Raw genomic sequence first — 462 nt, 5'->3', positions numbered from 1 at the left:
CTTGTTGAACGAAGCCGCTATGCGGCAGAAAAAGCAAACCTCGTCTCTACTTAAACTATCCGTCAACAAAGGCGGTGATTAACTGGAGGTATTCATGATGAATACACAAGAGCAATCTCACTTTAATTCAATCTACCAATCTTACCTTAACGAACTGACCTTACAAGGAAAAAGTAATAAAACCATCGACAGTTATAGTCGCTGTATTCGCCAAGTGGCCACCTTCTTTGATGTCTGCCCTGTTAACTTAACCACCGAGCAACTTAAGACTTATTTTCACTACCTAGTGCTACATAAATCCTGGAGCATGGTTAAAATTAGTCGTTGCGCCATTCAGTTTTTATATCGTCATGTTTTAGGTCGGCCTTGGGTCTGGGTTAACATTGTTAAACCGCCCAAACAGCAAGTAATTCAAGCGGTATTATCACTTAACGAAGTGGCGGCGATTATCAATACCACCCG

Annotated in this window: 1 protein-coding gene; it reads left to right on the top strand. The window is 41.6% G+C overall.

Annotation, left to right across the window (positions count from 1 at the left end):
- Nucleotides 1-94: 94 nt before the first annotated feature.
- Nucleotides 95-462: site-specific integrase (locus tag MTCD1_RS18500; protein ID WP_235013378.1), on the top strand; the 368-nt coding region annotated here is incomplete at its 3' end.

This window comes from Colwellia marinimaniae (genome assembly GCF_002207865.1).
GTDB classification, from domain to species: Bacteria; Pseudomonadota; Gammaproteobacteria; order Enterobacterales; family Alteromonadaceae; genus Colwellia; species Colwellia marinimaniae.
This window is presented reverse-complemented; position numbering and strand designations above follow the sequence as displayed.